We start from the raw sequence: 25,155 nt of genomic DNA, 5'->3' as shown, positions 1-25,155 counted from the left end.
AAGTTAATGAATAAGTATTTCAGGCTCGTCTAAATATATGCTTGTACAGAAATGATTAGAACGGAATAACAGAGATACATAACTTATAGAATTAAAAAAAGGAACTGAATATCAGCTCCTTTTACCCTTCGTCTTTTGTTTCTTCTTCACTAGTTTCCTCTATTAACGGATCCTCTTTTTTTGTGTTCGGCGGTTCTAATGTTACCTTCACAGAATCTCCAGCCTTTATAATCGATCCAGGTGCTAAACTTTGTCCAATGACATATCCACTTCCATCAAACGTTATAATTGCACCAGTTAAATCAGCAACCCTCATAACGTCACGCAATGACCACCCCGTCATATCAGGCAAGGTTAGCTCTTGGTCTGTCAGCAACAAAATAGGTTCATTCGGGAGGATCTTTTCACCCTTGGCTGGACTTTGTCCAATTATATTCTTGCCATTACCGATTATCGTTGTTAGTAGATTTTGTTTTTCTAGTATAGAAGTAGCCTCATTTGTTGTTTTACCAATATAAGAATCTACTTCTATTTCTCTGTCTAAATCCACGTTATCTTCTTGCTTTTTTTCAGTAGGTTGAATATTTAGATACTGTAAACTATTTTTCATTACATGATTAAACACTAGTGCTACAGGTTCATTTCCTACATCTGTATCTTTAAGCTTTGGTTGCTTAACGGCTATATAAACGATTAATTTTGGATCATCTTTCGGAGCCATTCCTAGGAAAGAGTAAAAATAATTACCCCGTCCACTTAAATAACCACCCTTTGGACTTGGAATTTCGGCAGTACCGGTTTTACCTGCGACTTGGTAGCCTTCTAAATTATAGAGCCTTCCTGTTCCATCTGTTACAACCTTCTCTAATAAGTTTCGGACATGTTTCGCGGTGTCCGCAGATACTGGTTGTCCAACAGACTTGGGCTTATGATCAACTACGATTTTTTCTGTATCAGGATCCACGATTTTATCAACAACATATGGCTGCATCATTTTCCCATCATTCGCAATCGCAGTTGCTGCTTGGATCTGCTGAATTGGAGTAACTGATGATGCTTGTCCAATCGCAGTTGACACCTTATCAATCTCCCATTTGAAGTTTATGGTGTTCTTCACTTCACCTTCTAAATCAATGCCTGTCGGTTTATCTAGACCAAAACGACCAATATATTCTAGTAGCTTGTCAGTTCCTAACTGTTCATTCGCAATTTTGGCGAATGCCACGTTAGAGGATTTAAGGACACCTTCGTCATAGGTGATATTTCCCCAACCTACCCTATTATAGTCGCGAATAGTCTCCCCCCCAGCCGTATAACTTCCGGAAGCAAATTCTGCATTGCCATTATATACACCTTCTTCAATAGCGGCGGCAAGTGTAAAAATCTTCATTGTTGAACCAGGCTCATAGGGATAAGAAATGACATCGTTTAAGTAATTCTCAATATCTCTTATATTAGGGTCAAAGCTAGGTCTTGAGGACATTGCAAGTATTTCACCTGTCTTAGGGTTTGCTACAACACCGATTATCTTTTCCGGCTCGTATTCCTTAACAGTTGTATTCATTGCATCTTCTAAGAAGGTTTGTATCGTTTGGTCAATGGTCAAATAAACATCACTACCGTTATCTGGTGCTACAATTTGTTCCTTAGCGTCCGGTAGTTTGTAACCTTTCGTATCACTTCGGAATGTCATATACCCATCTTTTTCACTCAAGTGATCGTTCAAGCTCTTCTCGATTCCAAGCATTCCTAAAGTTTCTGTTTTCTTATTATCCTCATCTGTTACTTTTTGGGCATATCCAACAACATACGAAGCAAAGGTCCCGTGAGGATAGTACCGTTTCATTTCTCTCCGAAAGGCAATGCCTGGCAATTCTAGTGCCTCAATTTCTTGCTTTAATTGCTGACTAATATCTCGCCCAAACGTACCAAATTCAACCTGCTTTTTAGGTCTAGTTAAAATCTCATACATATCGTTTTCTTCCATTTGTAGAAGTGGAGCAAGCTTTCGAGCTGTCTCTTCAGGATTTACAACATGCTTTGGGTTGTCCTTATTTACAGTTAATTCTTCATCTAGTATGGCAACAACCGTATAGGAGGATGTATCTTCCGCAATCGGGGATCCATTTCGATCGTAAATTGTTCCTCTTGTAGCCTCTATTTCTCTTTGTTTTGTATATTTTTCCTCAGCTAGTGCAGCTAATACGACACCATCAACCTTACCTGTCACTTGTATGTGAATAAATCTTGCCATTAATATAAAAAAGAGCAAAGCAAATATTAAAGTAATAAATGCTGCTCCTCTATTTATATTATTATTTTTACTCTTCATTTTCATCACTATTTACCTTGAACAACCTTAACATTATTCTCATTCAAGTTAAGACCAAGTTCTCTTGCTTTTTCCCAAAGACGCTCATATTCACTTAATTCTTGAACTTGAACATATAAATCACTGTTTGTCTTTGTTTGCTGGCTGATAGTTGATTCGATTTGCTGAATTTCAATATTAGTTTTATATATCGATACTTGGTTTGATATGATATGGATTGCACAAACTACTACAGCCACGGAAAAAAGAATACCTAAAAGCTTCTCTCCTATTGTAAGTCGAAATTTCTTTTTAATGATTGGTTGTGTCTTTGGTGTTTGTTCTGGTTGAATGTTTTCTGTTTGTCTAACTTTATATGCTAAATTACCCATCATATCCCTCCTTGAGTATCTTTCTTAAAATAATTGTGACATTCTAGTCACGGCCCAATTTTCAGGCTTTTATTATAGTTTTTCTGCTATTCGTAGCTTTGCAGAACGTGCTCTTTTATTAGCTTCAATTTCTTCTTCTGAAGGTATTATCGGCTTTCTTGTAATAAGTTTTAATGTTGGTTTATATTCATCGGGAATAATTGGAAGTCCAGGTGGTAGCGGTGGTCCCTCACTTGCCTTTTTAAAGGCTACCTTACAAATCCTATCCTCAAGTGAGTGGAAAGTAATAACACTTACACGTCCACCAGTTGCAAGAAGCTCAATAGACTGATGAATAGCATCCTCAAATACCTTTAACTCATCGTTTACAGCAATACGAATTGCTTGAAAAATTCTTTTTGCAGGATGTCCTCCAGTTCTTCTTGCAGCAGCAGGAATTCCTTCTTTAATTAGTTCAACTAATTCCCCTGTTGTTTCAATCGGTTTTTTCTCTCTGGCAGCTTCTATTTTTCTAGCAATTTGCTTTGAGAATTTCTCTTCTCCATATTGGAAAAAGATTCTTACCATTTGTTCATATGTCCAATGATTCACGATTTCATAGGCAGATAATGATGCATCCTGATTCATTCGCATATCAAGTGGGGCATCGTGGTGGTAACTAAATCCTCTTTCAGGTGTATCAAGTTGTGGTGATGATACTCCCAAATCAAATAAAATACCGTCAACAGCCGTTACACCTTGCTCATGTAGTTTTTCGGTAATATTTGCAAAATTACTTTTGATGATGGTAACAATCTCGCCATATTCAGCAAGCTTGTCCTTTGCATTTTCAATCGCAATGTCATCTTGATCAAATGCATATAACTTTCCATTGGTAGAAAGTTTTGAAGCTATGTATGAGCTATGTCCTGCCCCACCAAGAGTACAGTCAACATATATTCCATCTGGATGAATCTTTAATCCATCTGCAGCTTCTTCTAATAGAACGGTTTTGTGTTCAAACATGCTAGCACCTCTTATAATCATCTTGTTATATCCTTATTATCTTTAACACAATAGATAATTATATATCAAAACCGATCATATTTTCAGCAATATCAGCAAAAGATTCTTCGGAAGCAGCGAAGTATTCTTCCCACTTCTCCTTACTCCAAATTTCTATACGGTTTGATACTCCAATCACAACACATTCTTTTTCTAGCCCTGCATACGAAACAAGTGGCGTTGCAATGTTTACTCTACCTTGTTTATCGAGTTCGCATTCAATTGCACCAGAAAAGAAAAATCGTGTGAAAGCTCTTGCGTCTTTTTTTGTAAGTGGGAGTGTTTTTAATTTTTCTTCAAGTATTTTCCATTCTGATTGTGGGTATCCAAATAAGCATTGATCTAAACCACGAGTTAGAACAAACGTTTCACCAAGGTTTTCCCTAAACTTAGCAGGTATGATCATTCGGCCCTTGTTATCAACAGTATGATGGTATTCTCCCATGAACATATCTATTGTCCCCACTTTCTGAATTTATTCTACCACAATCCCCCACTTTCCACCACACTAAATTTATTCTATTTTTATAAATAAAAAAATCCTCGGAATTCCGAGGATTTTCAACAAAATTTATACTATTTATGGTGAAGATTAAAGTTTTATCACCTTATGTTTTCCATTAAATTCAAAAGATAAATGTAATAGGTCAGAAATAAAGTCTTCACCATATTTATTTAAGTAGTAAAATATATTCCAAATTCTCTCCTGTGGGGAGCCTAAAGGAAGAAGAGACACTTCAACTCGATTGTACCGATTAAGTTCAATGTCATTACGCTCCATGATCCTCCGATTAAACGTATTCTTCAGGAAATCAAATTGGTCTTGAATCTTCTGAGCGTTTTTTAATAAAAGGTCAGATAACCCTGGATCAACATCAAGTCCAACAGTTCTGATTCTTTTATGAATGGATTCTACTTCTTGCTTTGCTGCTAGGATCACTTCATCCACATCAGCAGTTTGTTTTTCCATCCAATTTTCTTTTTCTTTTCTAAGCTCTCCAGTTAACGCACCTTTAATGGTTAATCCGATATCCCCTATATTTGATTCTATTGGTCTTTCAACGATTGTCATCATTAGACGAGGTACTACGGGTGGCATCTTGATGCCCATAACTGAAAATACTTTTTTTAATTCCGACCAGTATGAAACCTCACCAGGGCCAGAAATAAAAGCAAGTGTTGGAAATAATAATTCCTGCATTAAAGGCCGTGTTACAACATTATTACTCAAATACTCCGGTCGCTTCTCGGCCACCTCAAGTAATTCTTCACTACAAAGTATACATTCATTATTCTTTCCGCTAAACAGATCATGCTCAACATTATATTCGAGTAATATCCTTTCTTCATTTTGATGATAGAAAAGATTTGCGCTATTTTCATTCATTTCAATTGTACTCGGATATTGAGAGGCAGATAATACTTCCTGTTGCAATAGTAGCGCATCATGAATCTCTTTATTTTTTTCAATCATTTTTTTAAAATATACTGTTTCAAGACTTCTAAGCTCTTTAGACCCTGAATCGACTAGAACAAGTCCTGTTTTTCCAAATAAATCATTTACAATCTGGACAAAAAAATCAACATATGTGGCTGACTTTTCAACATATCCACGCAATCTTCCGAGTAGATCCCTGGTATGACTAGTTTCACCATATGTCTCGAAAATCTCTTCAATCCACCTCACAACTCCATCTTTTTCGATTTCAATTGAAGAAACCATTGTTTTTAGATTGTGTTGTTGAGGAACAGTCTTTTTACGAATACCATTTTTAAGCTTTACATATAAATGATTAATTTCTGCAAAGTCGTGGTCCTCACCCGCAATCCAAAAAACTGGTATAACAGGAACATTAAGTTTTTCTTCTTGTTCTTTTGCAAGCTTAATAATCGAAATAATTTTATGTATTGTGTATAAAGGCCCAGTAAGTACTCCCGCTTGTTGGCCACCTATTACAACAACAGAGTCTGGGTCTGTTAATTTATGTATATTAGTAATGCTATTTTGATGATAATTTAATCGTTGATTAAAGGTAAGCAAATGCTTGACAAGTTCTTCCCGCTCAAATTGCCTACTTGTTACTTCTTTTTTCCTAACCTCATACACAAGTGGAGAATGTATGTCATAGTCAAAAAATTTATCTATATCCATTTTATTTGTAAGATAGTCGTTCACTAACCTATTTGAAGCTGGCAAAGAGAGATCCATAACCTCCATAAAATTTCGTTCTTCCTTTCTTATCCAGTATGTATCTTAGAAGAGTATAGCACGCTTTCTTAGGAAACAAAAAATATCCGCTCATTAGAAATCAATTTACCGAAACTGAAAGGATTCGATGAAAAAGTCCTATAAGCAACAAAACAAAATAAGCAATAGTAGACGCTAGGAATGCAAATCGCCAACTCTTTCTAAGAACCTTGACTGTTTGAATCTCTTGTCTATTTCGCCAATTGATAAACCCAAAAAATATGACAGCTAGTACCAGTAACAGAATTATAAGCCAAAGTGCACTTTTACCAAGAATTACAAGTAAAAGATAATGCACAGCAATTAAGAAGAACACAGTCGTAATATCGACCGTTAGAAAAAAAGATTTCCTACTGTTTTTCAAAATGAATCTACTTATTAGATAGACTAGTATAAATCCAAGTAGTGGAATTGTAACAAATGTGGCAACTATTCCTGCAAAAAAGTTTACCATCTACTCTACTCTCCTCTTTTTTCTATTCCTTTTATTGAGTGATAAAGAAATGTAGTAATAACTATTTCTTTATTCAATGTAGCTGCTTTTTTAACTATGTAGCCAAGAATGGCATCCACCTCAGTTTTCCTACCTTCCTCAATGTCGCGAAGCATAGAGGATTTGTTGTTCGCAGTACTTTGACAAATTGAGGTAACGAGCTCCCACACGTCATTTGTATTGGACTGAATAACAGATGTTACTTCGTTGAACAACGTTTTCATTTGATTGTAAAAATACTTATTTTGGAGTAATTCCCCATTTTTCACTCTATACAAAGCTGTTAAAGGATTTACAATGGCGTTAGCTATTAGCTTAGCAGAAAGAATATCATGCCAGTTGTTATGAAATTCAAATGGAAAATCATTTATACTCCCCAGCGCGTGAGACACCGTGTTGTGTGTGCCTTTAAAAATTCCAATTTTAGTTCGACCAACCCCCGTGTGTTTCACAGTTACTTCATTTACTTTCATTGCACCATGTTCAACAACTCCAACAAGCACATTTGGGTTAGTTAGTTGTTCGAGAAGGTCAATATGGCCCATACCATTTTGTAGAAAACAAATAGTTTGTACCTTTTCTATGTCCTTAACTTTTGTCAAAACATCTTCTAACGAATATTGTTTTACTGCCACTACAAGGAGTTCTTCCTCGATTACGCTAGCATTGGTTGTATCAGCATGTATTCGATACGTTTTAGTTGTATCATTTTTACGAATTGTAATGCCTTTGCTTCTAAGATATTCAGACTGAATCTCTGTTCTGGTGTATATTGTTACATCATGCCTATCCGCTAGGTAACCTGCAAATAAGAGTCCAATTGAACCTCCGCCTATAATCCCTATTTTCATCGTTCCAACTCCATAGTTCGTCCTATTTTTTATTTTACCAAAACACCCAACAATATGACTAGTATGGTCGTAGCTTTAAAGGATCAGTTTTTTCCTGTTGTACTTGCACCTTTTCTTGAGAGAGTAGATGAACGACCTTTACTACAGGAGGGTAAATTTACAAATCGTTAGGTTAGGAATACGGTTACTTAATGCAGAAAGACTAATACCCTATTACTTTTCTATTAGAAATAAAAGTAACCCCAAAGGATTAACCTCTGGGGAAAATACAATTATTATTTATACGGGATAAACAGGGTGTTTTTTATGAGCTATTTCAAGTTCCTTTGTCTCATAAGCTGCTAATCTGCTAACAAGAACATTTCTAAGTGCAGATGCCGGAACAATATCATCTACAATTAACTCGGATGCAAGCTTGTAAATATCAATATGCTCTTTATATTCCTGTTGCTTTTGCCCAACAAATGCTATTTTTTCTTTTGGGTCTTCTATCTCATTAATTTTATTTGAATAAACTGCATTCACAGCAGCTTCTGGACCCATTACAGCGATTTGAGCTGTTGGGAGCGCTACGCAATAATCCGGTTCAAATGCCGGACCTGCCATCGCATACAATCCTGCGCCATATGCTTTTCTAACAATAACTGAAATTTTCGGTACAGTCGCTGAACTCATAGCCGCAATAAGCTTCGCACCATGTCGAATGATTCCTGCCCTTTCGACCTTTGTACCAATCATAAATCCGGGTACATCAGCTAAGAACAACAATGGAATATGGAATGCATCACATAACGTTATGAATTTAGCAGCTTTATCTGCTGAATCTACAAAAAGCACACCACCTTTTACTTTAGGTTGGTTTGCAATTATCCCAACAGGTCTTCCATCAATACGTGCAAGACCTGTAATAATTTCTGGTGCAAAGAGCTTTTTAATTTCATAAAAACTTCCTTCATCTATTAGTGCATCTATACCATCATACATATTAAAAGGAGCATTCTGATTTACTGGTATGATGTCTTGTAGGTTTTTCCCTTCCTTTGGTAAGCGTCCCTCTGTAAGAGGTGGTTTATTTTGATAATTCGCAGGAAAGAACGTCAAATACTCACGTGCACTTTGTATTGCTTGCTCTTCATTAGCAGCAAGGATGTCTCCGCAACCACTAACAGTACAATGCATTCTTGCACCGCCCATTTCTTCTAGTGTAACTTTTTCACCAATGACCTTTTCGGCCATTCGAGGAGACCCCAGGTACATCGATGCATTTTTATCGACCATTATCACAATATCGCAAAAGGCAGGTATATAAGCACCACCTGCAGCAGAAGGACCAAATAAGATACAAATCTGTGGAATCATACCTGAAAGCCTTACTTGATTGTGAAAAATACGGCCTGCCCCACGTCGATTCGGGAACATTTCAAGCTGATCCGTAATACGTGCTCCTGCTGAATCTACTAAATATAACAGAGGAATTTTAAGTTTCTCTGCTGTCTCTTGAATTCGGATGATTTTCTCAACTGTCCTCGCACCCCAAGAGCCCGCCTTAACTGTTGAGTCATTCGCCATTACACACACTGTTTGCCCATTGACTTCACCAATTGCAGTGACTACACCATCAGCTGGTAGGTTATCCGCTATATTGTTTGCGAATTTTCCATCCTCAAGATACTGTCCGTTATCGAACAACGCCTTTAGACGGTCCCTGACAAACAATTTATTTTGCTCTTTTAACTTCTGATGATACTTTTCGTGTCCACCAGCTTCAATCTCTTTACTTTTCTCTACAAGACTCTGGTCTAAATCCTTTGTATGAAGCATTGGTATCCTCCTATTCTAGTACAAGTAATACATCATCTTCATTTACAAAATCACCTATGCTCACTCTTACTTCCAGAACTTTTCCAGCTAGTTGACTTTCAATAGGAATTTCCATTTTCATTGATTCAAGCATAACGACAACTTGGTCCACTCCTATCTCTTCTCCAGATGAAACCAATACCTGTAAAACCGTCCCTGCCATACTTGCTGTAATTTCCTTCATTTTTTTCCTCCTAGTAGCTTCTTTATTTAGATTTTTGTTGATTGAATATGTGTTAAATAATTTGTTGTATAATTTCCTTTACGATAGGAGTCTTCCTCTATAATTTGTTGAAACAACGGTATATTCGTTTTTATTCCCTTTATAACTACCTTGTCTATAAAGTTCTTTGCGCTATGTAGTGCTTCTACGCGAGTTTTGCCTTTCACGATAATTTTCGCAATCATAGGGTCATAGAACGGTGTAACATTCGTCCCTGCTTCGTATCCATTATCCACTCGAACGTTCGGATGATCCGTAGGAAACGTAAACTCCTCAATTTTTCCTGGAGAAGGTAAATAACGTATTGGATCCTCCGCATAAACACGAAACTCAATTGCGTGTCCAGATGATATTATTTCTTCCTGTAATAGAGGCAGTTTGTTACCACTTGCAACAAGAAGCTGCCACTTCACTAGATCAACATTTGTAATCATTTCAGTAATGGGATGCTCAACCTGAAGTCTTGTATTCATTTCTAAAAAATAAAAGTTTTCATTTTCATCAACAATGAACTCAATTGTTCCGGCATTTGTATATTTCACATGCTCTGCTGCCTTTTTCGCTGCATTGCAAATTTTTTCCCTTGTCTCTTTTGATAAAAACGGCGATGGAGTTTCCTCCACTACTTTTTGATTTCGGCGTTGAATAGAACAATCTCTTTCAAATAAATGAACAATATTTCCGTAGCTGTCACCGAATACTTGTACCTCTATATGTCTTGCATTTGGAATGAACTTTTCAATAAATACCTCATCATTTCCAAAATAGGTTTTCGCTCGCGTCTTTGTTGTTTGAAACGCCTTTATTAATTCATCTTCTGTGGAGCAACAAACCATTCCGATACCGCCACCTCCACCACTTGCTTTTAGCATGACCGGATAGCCATAAGCTTCTGCAACCTGGCAAGCATCTTCAATTGTCTGTATATTTTTATCACTACCTGGAACAACTGGCACCCCCGCTTCAATCATAGTTCTTCTCGCTTTTACCTTATCCCCCATTAGTGAAATGATGTCAGGGGAGGGACCGATAAATACGATCGATTTTTCTGCAACCGCCTTCGCAAAATGCATGTTCTCGGATAAAAATCCGTAACCTGGATGTACAGCATCAACCTGCTCCTTTTCGGCAATTTCACTTATCTTATCGACTTGAAGATATGATTTCACAACGGGAGGTTCACCAATTCGATATGCTACAGTCGCCTCTCTTACAAATGGTAATTCCTTATCTGCATCCGAATAGATTGCAACTGTCTCCACCCCCAACTCACGGCATGTACGAATGATTCTTGAAGCTATTTCCCCCCTGTTTGCAATCAACACTTTTTTCAAGAATTTTTTCCCCTTTCGTCAAAAGATACAGCTGACATACTATTATTTCTACATCTATCTACATATTCCTGCACACAATTGAAAACGCTTTCTATTATTTTCTACAGAATTTTTTGTCACTTTGTTGTATAATGAATGTATTATCATATTTACTGGTTACAGAGTAAAAGTTTGAGGGGGATACCAAATGTATACGGCAAAGGTTGAAAAATTATTAGTAAACTATAAAACGCTTGAGGAATTCAAAAAGTTTAAAGAATACGGCCTTCAAGAACTTTCTATGCTTGAAGACCTTGAAGCCAATATTATTGAAAATGATAGCGATTCACCTTTTTACGGTATTTACTTTGGAGACAAACTGGTGGCTCGTATGAGTCTTTATCGTGTAGATAAGAATTTTAATAAATACTTCGAGCCTGCACAAGATTATTTAGAGCTCTGGAAGCTTGAGGTCCTACCAGATTACCAACAAAAAGGGTTTGGTAAAGCGTTAGTTGATTACGCAAAATCATATAATTTACCGATAAAGACCAATCCAAGGGTTAAATCTTCCGAGTTCTGGGAAAAAATGGGGTTCACACCCGCAGCTTATAATATGGAACGTGACCTTGGTGAAAACCCACTTCTTTGGTTCCCAGAAGGTGTACACGAAGTAGAGTAGTTAGAAAGACTTATAGCACTATTCTATGAGTCACATGAAAGAAAACAGCTGATTATGTTGTCAGCTGTTTTCTTTTTTATTTTTCAACTCTTTCTAAATTACCATTGCGATCCATCTGAAATTTCACTTTTTTGCTTCTTTCATCCTCTTGCAGTACCACCATTTTGCGTGCTCGCTCCATAATTTCAATTAATGCCTTGTAATCTTCCTCAATTAATTGAATATTATTTTCCAATGTCTTATTTTCTGCTTTCAACTCCTTTATTTGCCCTTGGAGTTTACTTATTTGAGATGTCAATGTTTTATTTTCGTTCACAACATCTTCGAGCTGACTCTCGGTTTTTTCATATTCCTCGAGGAATCGAATCACATCCCGTAATCGAAGCTCCGTTGATTGGTGTGTTGTACTCTCATCTAGTTCAGGATTTGATTGATCCAGAGGTACCTGTTCCACATTATGCTGTTGTTTCTTAACCTCTTTGCGCTGTTTCTTTGCAAGTTCAATGCCTGATTTATATTGTTTTCGAACATATGAATTCCATCTAAACCCACAAGCAGCCGCAGTACGAGATAATGCGCGACCAACCTCTTCAAATGCACCGAGTTGAGTGCCTCCCTCTCGAATATGGCGAAGCACAACCTCAGCTAACAATAAATCTTCATCTTGAGTCCATGCATCTTGACGTGTTGAAGTCATATCTTTCCCTCCTAAACTTCTTTTTACATATACATATGCATGTAGTAGAAAAGATAGACTATTCACACTCTATCAAGAACAGAATTATTCTTTTTGCATAATCTTACTAACAGCCTGATGATGCTCGTCTGAAGCCCACAAGTAAGAGCATTCCTTGATTTCCTCCTTCATTCGTTCCTTTACTTTTGTAGCAAACCATTTTCTATTTACTACCTTTTTATATGCGTTTATTACTTTAGTAGTATGTAAAAATTCTTTTGATATATATTCTTCACATTCCTGTGTGAATTCATCAGATTCTAGTACATGCTGGATAAAACCAAGCTCCTTACCCTCTATTGCTGAATAAATTTTACCGGTCATCAGCAAATGAAGCGCCTTCTCTATAGGTAACCTTTCTAGTAAGATAGTTGCACCGCCCCAACCTGTCGTAATTCCTTGTGTACCTTGAACAAATCCAAATCTACTTTCCCGGAATGCTAGTCTATAATCACAAGCAGTTGCTAACTCACACCCACCCCCAATTGCTAGTCCATTCAATAGAGCAATCGTGGGCTTCGGTAGCGTGGCAAGGGAATATAGTATCATTCCCATTTTTATAAGCATTGTGTAGGCTTCCTGCTCAGTATGAAGATGTTGAAAAACAGATAAATCTCCTCCAGAACAAAATGCTTTTTGGCCCATACCCGAAATAACTAGTATCCTATCGGGATCATTTTGCTTTACTTCATAAATAGTTTTTTCTAATCCGTCCATCACATCATAATCAATGGCATTCCATTTTTCTGGTCTATTGATCGTAAACCAAACAATCCCCTTCTCATCTCTTTTTACCATATATTTTTGCATAGTTCCACTCCCCACCATTAACTATGTATCCTTTTAATATTCTTATCTTTATTGTAATGTGTGAAAATAGAGGTTAGCAACAATCTCATTTGAGTAAATAAAAATGAATTACTGTTCAAGAAGGGGTTTTAGACAAATTAAAAAGCGTACTGATAACATAGTTATCAGTACGCTTTAACTTGTTAACAAAGATTATTTGTTAACAACTTCTTTTCCTTTGTAAGTACCGCATTCTTTACATACACGGTGTGCTAATTTCATTTCACCACAGTTTGGGCATGCCACCATACCTGGCACTTGTAATTTGAAATGTGTACGACGTAGTCTTTTTCTTGTTTTAGAAGTTCTTCTAAAAGGTACAGCCATTATTCCCACCTCCTTAAAAAATGGTTAAGAGGATGTCCATGCAGAACACACTCTTGAAGATAGATGGATTCTATTCGTCTTCAAAGAATTTTGCTAGTCCTGCCAAACGGGGATCAATCTTGTTCTTGTTATCCTCTTCCGTGATAACTTCCCAATCTTTACCTGATTGTGGTGCAGCATCTTCTGAGTTCGAATCATCACAAAAAATCTGAATTGGTATTTCAAGCAAAATATTTTCCTTGATTAGAGGAAGTAAATCAATTACTTCTCCTCGTACTTGATGAACATCTTCTTCTGACTCAAAGTCTAAATCAGATGTCTGTCTAAGTAAAAATGTTTCAGTAGTTCGTATCTCAAATGGAAATGTAACATCCACTAATGTTCGAGAACAAGGTAGGATCATTGAACCACTAATTGTTACATGAAATGTGATCTTAGTTGAACTAAGATCGCCACGACCCGTTACGTGGACCGGTGAGATATCTCGGATAGATTTTTCGATATCCTTTAACTCACTTACATCAACAACATCGTCAATAAGTAACCCTTTCCGAGCTAACTGATTTAATTGATTAATTGACCATTTCAAGTGAAATCACCTCAAGGCAACAAAGGTAATTATAGCTTTGCAGATTACATTTGTCAATATTTTTTCTTTACACTATACTAAATGTAAATATTCTTATATACTATACCAGTTTTTCCAGAGAAATGATATTTTTAAATTTTTTCTACAATACGATAAAAAGGGTGAAACCATGAAGGCTGTTGGTGTTATTGTTGAATACAATCCATTCCATAATGGACATAAATTTCATCTAGAAGAGACAAAAAAGAAGACAAAAGCAGATTGTACCATTGCAGTTATGAGCGGAAACTTTTTACAACGCGGTGAACCTGCTTTAGTCTCAAAATGGACGCGAACAAAAATGGCATTAGAAGCTGGCGTTGATCTTGTCATTGAATTACCTTATGGATTTGCAACACAAAAGGCAGAAATCTTTGCAAGTGGTGCTATATCCATACTTACTGCACTCCAATGTAACGAAATTTGTTTTGGTAGTGAAAATGGCACGATTGAAGACTTTGAAAGCACTGTGCATTTTATGAAAGACAATCAACAAGCATACGACAAGCATATTGAGTTGTATATCAAACAAGGTTACAGCTATCCTAAAGCAGCTTCTCTTGCCTATTCTTCACTTTCGGGTACAGATACATACCTTGATTTATCTAAACCGAATAATATTTTAGGTTATCACTATGTAAAGGCTACCCTTGATCAAAAAAGTCCAATAAAGGCATCTACGATCAAGAGAATGTCTGCCGATTACCATGATGAAACATTTACACACGAATCGATTGCTAGTGCAACTAGCATTCGAAAAACCTTGTTTTCAACCGAAAAAAATATGGATGAAATCAAAAACTATCTACCAGCTACGACGATCAAATGGCTGTTGGCTTATTACAAGGACCATAAGCTTTTCCACCGTTGGGAGGAGTATTTTAGTTTATTAAAATACAAGCTACTTACAACAACACCTTCTGAACTAGCTAACATATATGAGGTGGAAGAAGGAATTGAAAATAGGTTGTTAGCCAATATCTCAGAATCCCTTTCTTTTCAGGATTTCATGGAGAATATCAAAACGAAACGTTATACGTGGACAAGGCTCCAAAGGCTTTGTTCTCATATTTTAACAAATACAACAAAAGAGCAATTAAAGCCAATTTATGATCATCCAAACGCCTCATATATACGATTATTAGGCATGTCCAAAAAAGGACAAAACTATTTAAATTTTGTTAAAAAAGAAGTGGAGATTCCAATTATCTCAAAAGGAACAGGATATACAGATCTACTCTATTCACTTGACTGGAAAGCTACCCAAACTTATTTAGCTATATACCCTGAGCCTCTACGTTCTACATTGTTACGACAAGAATATACCACCCCACCAATCCGATACGATGAAGAAGAAAATACATACCTATAAAGAACAGCCGTTACGTAAAAGTAACGGCTGTTTTACCTTAATTCTTCTTATTCAAGTCCCTCTAAATAATGAAGTGCGTCTTCAAACGTATCAACGGGAATAATTTTCATGTCACTTTTAATATCCTTGGCTGTGGCTACAGCATTTTGAAAGTCCGAATTGGTAGCTCCATTTTGATTTGGCGCAAAGAAAATATCAACATCCGAATTGTCTGCTGCTACTATTTTTTGACCGATTCCCCCGATTGGTCCTACCTTTCCTTCCTGATCTATGGTTCCTGTACCAGCTATACGTAAACCTTGAGTAAGATCCTGTTCCGTTAACTGGTTATAAATTTCAAGTGTAAACATAAGTCCTGCAGAAGGCCCTCCAATTTTTTCTGTATCAATTTCTATTTTAGGATCGGTTATCACCTCTACATCTGTTATCAATTCAATGCCAATCCCAATTTTGTCGGGATTAGTCGGAAATGGGACAAGAGGTACAGAGATTGTTTCTTCTTCTCCGTTTCGTTCAAAAGAAATGGTTATTTCATCATTTTCCTTTTTTGCAGAGACATAGGACATAAATTCTGTGTGTTCTTTTATTTCCTGACCATCAACTGCAAAGATTCGGTCTCCCGGCTTTAATATTTCGCCAGCAGGCATTCCTTCTACAAGTCCCATAACGTAAATACCGTGGTTTTTAGTAGTTACTTGCTTATTTGCATATTTATATGCAACAGTAATAGCAGATTCTTGTGAGTCCTCCATATAATATAATTGCCGATTTGAATACTCCTCATCACTCTCATTCTCTCTTCTAATATGATTAATGGGAATAATTTCATGATATTTCTGGAATTTTGCCCAGGCATAGCTAAATATATTGGCCTTCCCCATTCGAATCGTCGTTAACATGAAATCTCCTTCTTCTTTATAGCCATCCTCTACAGCAATAATTGGGTCAAGTTCCGTCGCCATACCCGGCTTTGTTATGTAATATGGGAGCTGAATAAAGGTCCCTAGTACAGCAAGAACCACGCCAATTACAAGTGCCCTTATATAAGCTTTATTTCTCTTTTTCTTCATTCACGCTAGGCTCCTTCCACTTTGCTATCACCTGTTTGATTACTGGGATTTGCTTTCTTGCTTCTTCTTCCCCAATTTGGATGATCTCCTCAATATTCGTAAAAGCTCGTGAGCTATAATGAGCAACATGTGGTCGAATCATGATGTCAGATGAAAGCTCACCATATTTAACTAGCTCCTTTTGCATGATATCTATACTTTGTAAAATGACATCGAATATTGAAGCTACTTCTTCATTTATTTTAACATGGGAGACGTCTACAGCAATAACAATATCTGCTCCCATCTCTTTTACTACTGAGATTGGTACCCTATCGATGACACCTCCGTCAACGAGAATACGTCCATTCACTTTCTCTGGTACAAATATACCTGGTATCGCTATACTTGCACGTACGGCGTCAGCTACTGGCCCATCTCGAAAGACAACCTTTTCTCCTGAAAGCAAATCGGTAGCCACGATTCCAATGGGTATATCAAGTTGTTCAATATTTTTGCCATGAGTAAACACACGGATTAATTCTTTCACTCTTTTTCCAGCAATAAATCCCATTTTGGGAACTGTAAAATCCAGGTAATATTTACGTTTAAAAACCTTTGCGAGCATGTAGAGCCTTTCAATATCTAAACCTGCTCCGAAAAAACCGGCTACTAATGCCCCCATACTACTTCCAGCAATGAGATTGATTGGGATTTTTTCTTCTATTAGAACTTTTATTACTCCCAAATGCGCAAATCCTCTAGCACCACCAGATCCTAATGCCAAACCGATTCTAGGTTCATTCAAGTGAATCGTCCCCTCCCTTTGTTCCAACACGTTGCAACTAAACCTATTCCAGTATATGAAAAAGAAATGAAATCTTGTACATTCTTTTTGGTCTAAACTGACTACCTATATACGTATATTTAAATAGATGTACAAACCATTGATTAAATTCGAAAGATGTTAATACGCAATCTAATTTTGTGTGAGCTTCTTATAGAAGAAAAGGAAAATTGTGGGCTCTCTTATTTTATCACTAATAATGTTGTTCAAAAAGGAGAATGTAAAGGACCAAGAAGTTCAAGGCGGTGCAGCTTTGAGTAGCAGAACGTTTGTATTAATACGTGAGCACAAAGGATTGCTTCTAAGAATCCGCATCGCACGAAGGAAAAGTGGTTTTCTTTTCCGAGGAACGGCGAGTCTTGCCAACGAGCTTCCACAGGAAGTGGTGACTTCGATGTTCGACACAGGAAGTGTCGGTATTTAGTCGAAGATCATCTAAAGATGTGTCATTTTCATCAGACTTTTTGAACTTCCTCTCAAATGAACTCACTGTATAGAAAAGAAGACTTCCATAGGAGGAGTACCATTGACACGTTCAAGATTTAAAACCGTAGCACTTGCTGCAGGAATATCTTTACTAACCATCGCACTAATTTATTTTCCAAAAGAATCTCTTGAAGCATCAAGAGTTGGGTTAGAAATGTGGTGGAAGATTGTTTTCCCTTCATTACTACCATTCTTAATTATTTCCGAATTACTAATTGGCTTTGGTGTAGTTAAATTTATCGGTGTATTATTCGAACCATTAATGAGGCCCTTGTTTAAAGTACCAGGAGTTGGTGGCTTTGCATGGGCAATGGGAATGGCTTCGGGTTTTCCAGCAGGTGCCAAACTAACAGCAAGACTTCGACAAGAGAAACAAATTACCCGAATTGAAGCTGAAAGACTAGTATCCTTTGCAAACGCATCAAACCCACTATTTATATTTGCAGCAATATCTGTTGGCTTTTTTAACAATCCTCAACTTGGGATTTTATTAGCAGTTAGCCATTATCTTGGGAACTTTTTTGTTGGGTTAATCATGAGATTTCATGGCAAAAAGGACGATGAAACTACTCCGACGAATCAAGGAAAAACCAAAATTGTTATTAAGGCACTCCAAGAACTACATCGAACTAGATTAAAAGAAAAGAGACCATTTGGACAAATATTAGGCGATGCAGTAACCACATCTATACAAACATTGCTAATGATAGGTGGATTTATTATTTTATTTTCTGTCTTTAATAAACTCCTATCTCTTATTCATGTAATTGACGTTATTGGTGCAGGTATATCAGTACTGTTAAAGGTATTTCAAATGCCCCCAGATCTTAGCATTCCTCTTATCTCAGGCATATTTGAGATTACAACAGGCTCAATGATGACTAGTGAATTGGAACATTTAACATTACTTCCAAAGGTAATTGCTGTAAGTTTTATCTTAGGATTTTGCGGTCTATCCGTACAAGCACAGGTTGCAAGTATTCTTGCCGAAACGGATGTACGATTTAAACCATTCTTTCTGGCTAGAATTATGCATGGATTTTTAGCCGGTATTATTACATTCTTATTATGGAAACCTCTCTATGTTAAGAATGCAGATTCCCAGGAAACTGGTGCTGTTATCTCCCCACTGGTACCAGAGCAAACACAAATGTGGGTTAGCATGATGTGGAATGGATTATTAAAATACGGACCGCTAGTTACGATTATGTCATTACTACTTTATATATTCATTTATAGCAGCAAAATGAAAAGCCCTCGCATGTAAATTGCGGGGCTTTTCATTTCCAAAGCTATTTAATTCTCTTTTGTAGCGGAAAATTTCCCTTTAAGAGCTACTTCTACTGGTTTTGGTACAAGTTCCGAGATTTCTCCATGATATTTTGCCGCCTCTTTAACAATACTTGAGCTTAAAAACGAATATTGATTATTTGTCATCATAAAAAATGTTTCAATTTTCTCATTTAATATACGGTTCATGGAGGTAATTTGCATTTCATATTCAAAATCCGAAACGGCGCGAAGCCCCCTTAATATTGCACTTGCATTTTTTTCACTAGCATAATCCATCAAAAGTCCTTGGAAAGATTCAACTTCAATATTTGGCAGGTCCTTTGTCACCTCTTGTAAAAGTTCAATCCGTTCTTCCACCGAAAACAAGGGGTTTTTGGAAGAATTATTTAGCACACAAACATAAATTTTATCAAATACCTTGGAGCCTCTTTTTATTATATCAAGATGCCCATTTGTTACTGGATCAAAACTCCCCGGGCAAACCGCAATTCTTGTCATATCTTTTCCCCCTCCTGTCCCTCAATACGTCTATAAATGGATACTCCAATAACCCCATAGACTTCATGACGTACCTGTGTCAGCATACCAATAGATTTTTCTAGGATTACATCAGACCCATGCTCCGCAACAACGTAGCCCTCGTTTGATAAGACCTCATGTTCGCTAATTTCTGTCATGAGTTCAGTTAATTTTTGTTGCTTGTATGGAGGATCTAAAAAAATTAAATCAAATTGTAACTCCCGCTTTACGATAGCCTTTAAAGCTCTTGAGGCATCATTTCGGTATACTTCCGCTTGATTATGTAGGTCACAGGTTTCTAAATTTGTTTTTATGGTTTGGATTGCTTTTTGGTCACGGTCAACAAAAATCATCTTATCAATCCCGCGGCTTAAAGCTTCTATACCAAGTCCTCCGCTTCCGCCAAATAAATCTAGTCCATACCCACCTTCAAAATACGGGCCAATTATATTAAATATTGCTTCCTTCACCTTATCGGTTGTAGGCCTTGTCGATACTCCTGGTACCGCTTTCAACCGAAGACCTTTTTTCATTCCAGATACGACTCTCACAAAATCACCACATTCTAGTATGTATATGTATCAAAACACCATGCGTATTTACTTCGAAGATTTCTTCGGGCTAGGGTGAAAAATTTCTCTAAAATCTGAAGCATCCGCAGGCTTTACGTCTTTTTTGGAGTTAACAATCATAATAAACGTAAAAAGATAACATTATCCTACCATAAACCATTTCGTTTGTTAATGAATAACCAAAAATTCTAGGTACAGGTTCACTAAAATTTTATTCAAATAATAAAAATAACTGAAGCATGTATACACAATTTTCAATTGGTCATAATTAGTACTAACAACATCATTCGAGGATGTTGTTGCCAACCGCGGAGAAGACTTACGTTTCCCCATAAGTTCTTCCTCCGGTTTCTCCTCTCCCTTTGCCTTCTCCCATGTGAACGTACAAAAAACATGGGTTAGAAGGACCCTGCAGGTAAACTTGCAGGGTTTTTTTGTTTTTGCGTTTGTTGAACGCTCTATTTTCATGGTACAGTATAATTGGAAACTATCTAATTAAGGGGAATAATATATGATACAACGTTTTATAGAGCTTGGAGAAGGTTATTCTGATATTTATGAAATACTAGAACTAATTAGAGGAAATAGACATAGAGTCTCAAAGTTATTTGCTTTTCACACCACTATTGGAGATAAGCAAGTTACTTCCATAGCTGTTGCATTTATACCTACTAACCCAGGAAACTTTCAGGCAATTTATATTTGTAGAGAAGGTATTCCTAATCCAGAATTCACACTAAACAAACGGTATACTCTTTTTGCAGAAGTAGCAAACGAACTAGATATGAAGATTATCTCGCTTGAAGTAAAGCCGTCAACCATGTTTAACGAAAAAGAACTTTATTATCAACACTTAATTGGAATATTACGAATGAACAGGTACATTCCACCCATGCAATAAGGAACAAACGTCCCCGAAAGGCTGCTATTTTCAGTACGTCCTGTGCAAGTCAAACAAATTTACCTCGAGGGATTAGGAGCTGGAACTAGATTCCACTGCAATTAGCCTTACGTTTTGAAAATTCTGTTACTCTAACAATGTAAAAAGCTTACCACATAAATGGTAAGCTTTTTTATAATCCAATCTTATAATCATATTCCTTAGCTCGATCTGGCTTTTTATTTTCAAATTCAATCTTTAAAAATGGCTTATATGAAGGCTCAACCTTTTTAATGTAAGTTAAAGAGTTAAGTTTTTCTACGATTGAATCTGTATTTTCCATATCGTTATAAAGGACTACGTATTTTAGACGTTTGGATACATAGTGTATATTGCCAAATTTCCGCAGCATCTTTGAGTGCTTAAGCGAATGAAGCCAAACGATAATTCCTTGGCGCTGTCCAATCATAGTGTTTTCTCCTTTAAATCAAATGCGATCTTGGCGTGTTGTGCACATAGAATTTTTGAAATCAATTTCGTAAGACCTAAGCCTTCAAAAAATCTGTGGCACCGCCTTTTTTAATGTCAACAGTGCATTGTATTGAATAAAATAAAATACTTATTCATTAGTCTAGCATATTGAGTTAAATTTTTACAATATGAAATAAGGTAGAAAACTTATTTTTTTCTGAAAAATAGTGAATCTTCATCCACACCCACAGCTTCCGCCACTTCCACAGCCTCCACCGCAGCTTGAGATGGAGTCAAAATATGGGTTTCCAGTCGGAACTTTAATATGTTTTGAAACAGCTCCACCTAGTAATATACTTATCTCATCTAACACCTTTTGAATACCATCCTCTGCTTGTTTAAAAGCAGCAATCGTATCATGAAGGTCAAGTTTCCTTTTTAATTCTCTCGTCTCTTTAGAAACTGTTCGAAAATCAGGATGATATTTGCCAAATCGCTGAACTTCATCGTATTTTTCTTTCATTTTTTGAAAGTCTGCAATTAATCTCTGTGCTTCTCTATCTCTCTGGACTTTATATAAACAGCTTCGGTATTCCTCAGCCAGTTCTGATTGTAGAATCATTGATGAAATTTGTTCTGCCTCTTCAAGGATCTGAACTCTTTCAATTGTAGCTATCAAAAAAAACACCTCCACATTCACTATACCATGATTTTTAGTGAATAGCACCTGCAGAGTACTTGTTATATTGAATGTAGAAGAATCGAAGTTTCTTTTTTAATCATTTTGTCGCATTCCTTGATACATTTGGAGCATAAAGGAAGCCATCTCTAAAGATTGATTAAGCTTTTGTACCTTATGTGGGAATGTCTGTTTAAAATAAGCCTTCGCTTCCCTTTCTAATGCTTGAAAATCAGAGGGATTTCGTGAAAGTTTCCGATACCAAATTGGATTTTCACGTATAAAGGTTTGTATCTTCTTTTTTGATTGTATATATTCATATGTTTCTTTTCTCATCCTACTCTCCTTCCTCACCTAATCTTTTCGAAAAGCAAAAGGATGTGGATGGCGTTGTTGAGGTTGCTGAGTCGTTGTATTCTTTTCACCTTTGAATTGGTGGATAACAGCTTGAATCGTTGTTATTGCCTCACCTACATTAGATATCTGTTGTTGAATGTCATCCATATTTGCATTTTTAAAAGTTGAAAAAATCTTACCAATAAAATCATCTTTGTTACTTTCAGTATCTTTCTCGTCTTTTTCCTTATAGTCCTTCCACTTCTCGTCTTTTTCGCCCAGTAAATACCAGTCCTCATAAATTTCCTGCCACGAGTATGTTCCTTTCCGTACCTCCATTATTAACTTAGGATGTTTTTTAACAAAACTTTTAAATTCTTGTACTGTTGGGTGTAACGGTTTACCCATATCAATCACCTCGTTTTTATACGTTTGCCTACTATATTTTATCTTTTATAAAATGAATTGTTCGCCCATTTTAAATTGCCAACTTTCTAATGTAGTTGTTAAAATAAGAATAGTAAAAAAATTATGGATTTGAGGTATGTGTTTATGGAAGATCGTATTTTGGAGAATTTACAAACGTTCTTATTGGAGGCAAATGAGGAAGAAAAAAAAGCATTGGAACACGTAATAGAAGCCGTGATTCGAAAACAAACAAAACAAAACGGATCTTATATAGGTGCCCTACTACAAACGAGCCGAAAAGTAATTGATGATCATATCTATGAGATCACCATTCCTAATACAGAATTAATTCAAAACCCTCTACAAATCGTACATGGCGGTATTACAGCAACGTTACTAGACTCCACAATGGGGTCAATTGTCCACCACGTCCTTCCAAAAGATAAGGCGGCTGTAACAACGGAAATGAAAATTAATTATGTTGCCCCTGGAATAGGAAAGGAATTACGATGTGTAGCTTCCATGATACATACAGGATCAAAGATATGTGTTACAGAGGGGAAAGTGTACCGTGACGACGGTACATTGATAGCACATGCAACGGGTAGCTTCTTTATCATTAATCGTCCAAAAATCAAGTAAAGAGGTGTAGGCATGGTTACTGCAATTGTCATTCCAGTTATCATTCTATATTTTTATTTTTTATCAAGGAAAGAAAGGAAAAAATATGAAGATAAGTGGAATGCTCTTGAGAACGTGAAGGAAGAAGCGGTAATTCATGGACGAATCATCAACAAAAACGAAGAAAAACAGAGATTTTATTACCATAAAGTCATCGTAGTTACTGAATTAACATTAAAAACATCCTCAGGGTTAATTAAAGCCAGGCGCATACTGCCACTTAAGGATGATGCTTCTCCACTTGAGCTAAATATCGGCGATGATATAACATGTATCGGGGAATGGACGAAGGACTGCTTCCGATTTATTAACCACAAAATTTCAAATAAAAATTAAGTTTTCATAAGGTATGTAGAGTGTAGACAAAGTGATCAAAATTTTATCTACACTCTCTTTTTTCACAGGCAATATTCGTGATATCTAAATCCACTTGAGTTCAGCCAATTAGAGGCGTCTGTAACAATGGAGCATAGTCGTTATATTGTAGGTTATCTGTCACTTAGTTTTTCTGGATGAAATTTTGCGTATAATATTTTTCATATACCCCAACACCAAGGTAATTGTATTCCTCATGTAAAAGAGTATCTCGGTGTCCCTCACTATTCAACCAGCCCTCTACTGCAGCAATACCATCAATATACTTTGCAGCAATGTTTTCCCCTGCCAAAAGATAACTGACATTTCCTTGTGCAAGTCGCTCTGCCAAACCACCTTTTGTTGGTGAAACATGGTCAAAATACTGATTCGTGCTCATATCTTTACTATGTAGGTAAGCTACCTCAGCAGTTTGTTCATCCCATTTTAGTGGAGGAATACCATGTCTCATTCTTATAATATTAGATAAATCCAGAATCTGAGCCGTATTTCCTTGTTCAATCAACTTCCATTCATTTGAGGATACTTCGTTTGCAGAAAGTAATTCTCCTCGATATGCTAATTCATAGGGACGCAGCTTTATTAAAGTCTTTCCATCTAAAAAGCGTACGCTTGAAATAGATTTTGTAAAAGTGTCAACATATAGTTGGACATAAACACTTCCCATTGCAATTAGAGGGTTTGTATTCAATTCTTGTTCGGTTAGTTCAAATCTATACGGATTTTTTTCCACAGATAGCGAAATTTCAGGCTTAATTAATCCCTTTGACTGAAGCTCTTCAATTGGTTGTCCAATATGAAAAGGCGAAATGTTTACATTGTCTCCTGTCCCAAAAACAGTAACTACTTTATTATTTTCAATCCCAACTTGAATATAATTTTTGGGATCCGAATTATAAACCCACCATACATAATCATATGACGAGTAATCAATTCGTTTTGGTTCTCCCAATATATCTTTTATCTTAGACTGTTCCATCCCGATAAATGAGTAGAGTCCATCAAATTGTTGAATACCATATTTATATTGTTCATTTTCCTTAAGTGAATTCGTGTGTGTAGTAACTACTTGAATGGCGTCTAATTCATGTATCTTTTCTACTCTTCCATGGTTAATTGAAATAAAGTAAATGCTAGAAACAAGAAGTAAGACAATGGCTACAATCTTTGCTACTTTCAGAAGAATCACTTCCTGACATTGAACATATTTCTACCATGTATATTAAAAAT

Annotated in this window: 29 protein-coding genes; 6 read left to right on the top strand and 23 right to left on the bottom strand. The window is 36.5% G+C overall.

From position 1 onward, the window contains the following. Window positions 1-121: 121 nt before the first annotated feature. From ACWNMY_RS19550 to ACWNMY_RS19505, 10 genes are all read right to left on the bottom strand, one after another. Complete coding sequence (locus ACWNMY_RS19550) at window positions 122-2,338, bottom strand: penicillin-binding protein (RefSeq protein ID WP_449539919.1); 2,217 nt, start codon at window positions 2,336-2,338, stop codon at window positions 122-124. 2 nt (window positions 2,339-2,340) lie between these two features. Beyond that, entirely contained in the window at window positions 2,341-2,703 is a 363-nt protein-coding gene (gene ftsL / locus ACWNMY_RS19545; protein WP_449539918.1) for a cell division protein FtsL, read from the bottom strand. 72 nt (window positions 2,704-2,775) lie between these two features. Further along, window positions 2,776-3,708 carry a 16S rRNA (cytosine(1402)-N(4))-methyltransferase RsmH gene (gene rsmH / locus ACWNMY_RS19540; protein ID WP_449539917.1) on the bottom strand — a complete coding sequence of 311 codons (933 nt, stop codon included), beginning with the start codon at window positions 3,706-3,708 and terminating at the stop codon, window positions 2,776-2,778. A gap of 58 nt (window positions 3,709-3,766) precedes the next feature. After that, window positions 3,767-4,198, bottom strand: coding sequence for a division/cell wall cluster transcriptional repressor MraZ (gene mraZ / locus ACWNMY_RS19535; RefSeq protein ID WP_449539916.1), 432 nt, complete (start codon window positions 4,196-4,198; stop codon window positions 3,767-3,769). Between the two features lie 141 nt (window positions 4,199-4,339). Then, the gene (bshC, locus tag ACWNMY_RS19530) at window positions 4,340-5,965 is read right to left on the bottom strand and encodes a bacillithiol biosynthesis cysteine-adding enzyme BshC (protein ID WP_449539915.1); all 1,626 of its coding nucleotides are present in this window, start codon (window positions 5,963-5,965) and stop codon (window positions 4,340-4,342) included. Window positions 5,966-6,056: 91 nt separating this feature from the next. Continuing rightward, a complete protein-coding gene (locus tag ACWNMY_RS19525; RefSeq protein WP_449539914.1) occupies window positions 6,057-6,449 on the bottom strand; it encodes a DUF3397 domain-containing protein in 393 nt (130 codons plus the stop codon). Window positions 6,450-6,454: 5 nt separating this feature from the next. After that, window positions 6,455-7,339, bottom strand: a complete 885-nt coding sequence (locus ACWNMY_RS19520) for a 2-dehydropantoate 2-reductase (protein WP_449539913.1) — start codon at window positions 7,337-7,339, stop codon at window positions 6,455-6,457. 279 nt (window positions 7,340-7,618) lie between these two features. After that, window positions 7,619-9,160 carry an acyl-CoA carboxylase subunit beta gene (locus ACWNMY_RS19515; RefSeq protein WP_449539912.1) on the bottom strand — a complete coding sequence of 514 codons (1,542 nt, stop codon included), beginning with the start codon at window positions 9,158-9,160 and terminating at the stop codon, window positions 7,619-7,621. 10 nt (window positions 9,161-9,170) lie between these two features. Next, the gene (locus ACWNMY_RS19510) at window positions 9,171-9,383 is read right to left on the bottom strand and encodes a biotin/lipoyl-containing protein (RefSeq protein ID WP_449539911.1); all 213 of its coding nucleotides are present in this window, start codon (window positions 9,381-9,383) and stop codon (window positions 9,171-9,173) included. A gap of 26 nt (window positions 9,384-9,409) precedes the next feature. Continuing rightward, the gene (locus ACWNMY_RS19505) at window positions 9,410-10,756 is read right to left on the bottom strand and encodes an acetyl-CoA carboxylase biotin carboxylase subunit (protein ID WP_449539910.1); all 1,347 of its coding nucleotides are present in this window, start codon (window positions 10,754-10,756) and stop codon (window positions 9,410-9,412) included. A 187-nt stretch (window positions 10,757-10,943) separates the two neighbouring features. Between ACWNMY_RS19505 and ACWNMY_RS19500 the strand changes: the two genes are divergently transcribed. Continuing rightward, complete coding sequence (locus ACWNMY_RS19500) at window positions 10,944-11,417, top strand: N-acetyltransferase (RefSeq protein WP_449539909.1); 474 nt, start codon at window positions 10,944-10,946, stop codon at window positions 11,415-11,417. Between the two features lie 76 nt (window positions 11,418-11,493). Here ACWNMY_RS19500 and gerR read toward each other — a convergent pair whose 3' ends face one another. The 4 genes from gerR to ACWNMY_RS19480 form a co-directional block, all read right to left on the bottom strand. After that, window positions 11,494-12,114, bottom strand: coding sequence for a sporulation-specific transcriptional regulator GerR (gerR, locus tag ACWNMY_RS19495; RefSeq protein WP_449539908.1), 621 nt, complete (start codon window positions 12,112-12,114; stop codon window positions 11,494-11,496). Window positions 12,115-12,198: 84 nt separating this feature from the next. Continuing rightward, window positions 12,199-12,963 (bottom strand): enoyl-CoA hydratase/isomerase family protein, encoded by a 765-nt coding sequence (locus tag ACWNMY_RS19490; protein ID WP_449539907.1) that lies wholly within the window; start codon window positions 12,961-12,963, stop codon window positions 12,199-12,201. Between the two features lie 192 nt (window positions 12,964-13,155). Further along, entirely contained in the window at window positions 13,156-13,329 is a 174-nt protein-coding gene (gene rpmF / locus ACWNMY_RS19485; RefSeq protein ID WP_077617716.1) for a 50S ribosomal protein L32, read from the bottom strand. A gap of 70 nt (window positions 13,330-13,399) precedes the next feature. After that, the gene (locus ACWNMY_RS19480; RefSeq protein WP_449539906.1) at window positions 13,400-13,918 is read right to left on the bottom strand and encodes a YceD family protein; all 519 of its coding nucleotides are present in this window, start codon (window positions 13,916-13,918) and stop codon (window positions 13,400-13,402) included. A 169-nt stretch (window positions 13,919-14,087) separates the two neighbouring features. Between ACWNMY_RS19480 and ACWNMY_RS19475 the strand changes: the two genes are divergently transcribed. Continuing rightward, complete coding sequence (locus ACWNMY_RS19475) at window positions 14,088-15,329, top strand: nucleotidyltransferase (protein WP_449539905.1); 1,242 nt, start codon at window positions 14,088-14,090, stop codon at window positions 15,327-15,329. A 47-nt stretch (window positions 15,330-15,376) separates the two neighbouring features. On the opposite strand, the gene ACWNMY_RS19470 is transcribed toward ACWNMY_RS19475, so the two are convergent. Both ACWNMY_RS19470 and ACWNMY_RS19465 read right to left on the bottom strand, forming a co-directional pair. Further along, window positions 15,377-16,399: a SepM family pheromone-processing serine protease gene (locus tag ACWNMY_RS19470; RefSeq protein WP_449539904.1), complete on the bottom strand. Its 1,023-nt coding sequence runs from the start codon at window positions 16,397-16,399 to the stop codon at window positions 15,377-15,379. Further along, window positions 16,380-17,186: a patatin-like phospholipase family protein gene (locus ACWNMY_RS19465; protein WP_449539903.1), complete on the bottom strand. Its 807-nt coding sequence runs from the start codon at window positions 17,184-17,186 to the stop codon at window positions 16,380-16,382. The genes ACWNMY_RS19470 and ACWNMY_RS19465 overlap by 20 nt, the downstream gene beginning before the upstream one ends. 565 nt (window positions 17,187-17,751) lie before the next feature. Between ACWNMY_RS19465 and ylbJ the strand changes: the two genes are divergently transcribed. Next, window positions 17,752-18,978 (top strand): sporulation integral membrane protein YlbJ, encoded by a 1,227-nt coding sequence (gene ylbJ, locus ACWNMY_RS19460; RefSeq protein WP_449539902.1) that lies wholly within the window; start codon window positions 17,752-17,754, stop codon window positions 18,976-18,978. Window positions 18,979-19,007: 29 nt separating this feature from the next. Here the strand turns inward: ylbJ and coaD are convergent, their stop codons facing one another. Together coaD and rsmD are read right to left on the bottom strand one after the other, a co-directional pair. Beyond that, window positions 19,008-19,502: a pantetheine-phosphate adenylyltransferase gene (gene coaD / locus ACWNMY_RS19455; RefSeq protein WP_449539901.1), complete on the bottom strand. Its 495-nt coding sequence runs from the start codon at window positions 19,500-19,502 to the stop codon at window positions 19,008-19,010. Then, entirely contained in the window at window positions 19,499-20,074 is a 576-nt protein-coding gene (rsmD, locus tag ACWNMY_RS19450; protein WP_449539900.1) for a 16S rRNA (guanine(966)-N(2))-methyltransferase RsmD, read from the bottom strand. Before rsmD ends, coaD begins: the two co-directional genes overlap by 4 nt. 532 nt (window positions 20,075-20,606) lie before the next feature. On the opposite strand from rsmD, the gene ACWNMY_RS19445 reads away from it, so the two are divergent. After that, the gene (locus ACWNMY_RS19445) at window positions 20,607-20,996 is read left to right on the top strand and encodes a DUF7147 family protein (protein ID WP_449539899.1); all 390 of its coding nucleotides are present in this window, start codon (window positions 20,607-20,609) and stop codon (window positions 20,994-20,996) included. 172 nt (window positions 20,997-21,168) lie between these two features. Here the strand turns inward: ACWNMY_RS19445 and ACWNMY_RS19440 are convergent, their stop codons facing one another. The 4 genes from ACWNMY_RS19440 to ylbD form a co-directional block, all read right to left on the bottom strand. Continuing rightward, on the bottom strand, window positions 21,169-21,444 hold the full coding sequence (locus ACWNMY_RS19440; RefSeq protein ID WP_449539898.1) for a YlbG family protein: 276 nt from the start codon (window positions 21,442-21,444) through the stop codon (window positions 21,169-21,171). Between the two features lie 237 nt (window positions 21,445-21,681). After that, the gene (locus ACWNMY_RS19435; protein ID WP_449539897.1) at window positions 21,682-22,125 is read right to left on the bottom strand and encodes a YlbF family regulator; all 444 of its coding nucleotides are present in this window, start codon (window positions 22,123-22,125) and stop codon (window positions 21,682-21,684) included. Between the two features lie 96 nt (window positions 22,126-22,221). Beyond that, on the bottom strand, window positions 22,222-22,461 hold the full coding sequence (locus ACWNMY_RS19430; protein ID WP_449539896.1) for a YlbE-like family protein: 240 nt from the start codon (window positions 22,459-22,461) through the stop codon (window positions 22,222-22,224). A gap of 18 nt (window positions 22,462-22,479) precedes the next feature. Continuing rightward, on the bottom strand, window positions 22,480-22,869 hold the full coding sequence (ylbD, locus tag ACWNMY_RS19425; protein WP_449539895.1) for a spore coat protein YlbD: 390 nt from the start codon (window positions 22,867-22,869) through the stop codon (window positions 22,480-22,482). A 144-nt stretch (window positions 22,870-23,013) separates the two neighbouring features. Between ylbD and ACWNMY_RS19420 the strand changes: the two genes are divergently transcribed. Together ACWNMY_RS19420 and ACWNMY_RS19415 are read left to right on the top strand one after the other, a co-directional pair. After that, the gene (locus ACWNMY_RS19420; RefSeq protein ID WP_449539894.1) at window positions 23,014-23,511 is read left to right on the top strand and encodes a PaaI family thioesterase; all 498 of its coding nucleotides are present in this window, start codon (window positions 23,014-23,016) and stop codon (window positions 23,509-23,511) included. Window positions 23,512-23,523: 12 nt separating this feature from the next. Further along, complete coding sequence (locus tag ACWNMY_RS19415) at window positions 23,524-23,886, top strand: hypothetical protein (RefSeq protein WP_449539893.1); 363 nt, start codon at window positions 23,524-23,526, stop codon at window positions 23,884-23,886. 163 nt (window positions 23,887-24,049) lie between these two features. Here the strand turns inward: ACWNMY_RS19415 and ACWNMY_RS19410 are convergent, their stop codons facing one another. Next, window positions 24,050-25,114, bottom strand: coding sequence for a CAP domain-containing protein (locus ACWNMY_RS19410; RefSeq protein WP_449539892.1), 1,065 nt, complete (start codon window positions 25,112-25,114; stop codon window positions 24,050-24,052). Between the last annotated feature and the right edge of the window lie 41 nt (window positions 25,115-25,155).

Source organism: Ferdinandcohnia sp. Marseille-Q9671 (assembly GCF_976954385.1).
The sequence above is the reverse complement of the archived record's forward strand: the minus strand, read 5'-3'. Positions and strand labels throughout refer to the sequence as shown.